Genomic DNA, 703 nt, shown 5'->3' with positions numbered 1-703 from the left:
CAGACCTCATACAGCCGCCCACGCCGGGTGAGCTCGAACGGCCGATCTCCTTGGCTACGACACCGTCGCCGCCTGAATCTCGAACTTCTGCCCGGTCCTGAGCACCGCACAGATGATCCGCGCCAGCTTGGCGGCCAGCGCCACCACCACGGTATTCACGTGAGCCCGGGCCGTCAGGCCACGCAGCCAACTGCCCAACGGCGTCTCGCTCTTGGACAGCGTCGGCAGGGCAGCACGGGCGCCGTGGATCAGCATCTTGCGCAGGTAGCCGTTGCCGCGCTTGCTGATCCCTAGCAACTTCGGCTTGCCTCCCGTGGTCATCTGCCGCGGCACGAGCCCCATCCAGGCTGCCAGGTCCCGGCCACGTCCAAAGGTTTCGGCCTTGCCAATCGCCGCGACCAACGCTGTCGCGTTCAGCGGCCCGATCCCCGGGATCGTCAACAGCAGCCGGGCGGCCTCGTCCGTCTTGGCTTCCTGTGCGAACTCCTCGTCAAAGGCCTCGATGCGGCGGTCTAGCTCACGCCATTCGGCCTGCTGGTCCTCAATCAAAAGGCGGGTCCGTGGGCTGAGCGAAACCTGCTCTGCCGCCAGCAAGGTCTCGAGGTAAAGCTCCAGCTTGCGCCGTCCCTGCGGCACGATGATCCCGCGCTCCAGCAGAAAGGCACGCAGCTGGTTGATCAGCGCCGTCCGCTCACCCACCAGC

Annotated in this window: 1 protein-coding gene; it reads right to left on the bottom strand. The window is 66.4% G+C overall.

Features of this window, described 5'->3' with window-relative positions:
- Positions 1–54: 54 nt before the first annotated feature.
- The coding region (locus QWZ14_RS05195; RefSeq protein ID WP_290315511.1) for an IS110 family RNA-guided transposase at positions 55–703 on the bottom strand (649 nt) is incomplete at its 5' end.

The sequence above is a fragment of the Paeniroseomonas aquatica genome, from assembly GCF_030409335.1.
GTDB classification, from domain to species: Bacteria; Pseudomonadota; Alphaproteobacteria; order Acetobacterales; family Acetobacteraceae; genus Belnapia; species Belnapia aquatica.
The sequence above is the reverse complement of the archived record's forward strand: the minus strand, read 5'-3'. Positions and strand labels throughout refer to the sequence as shown.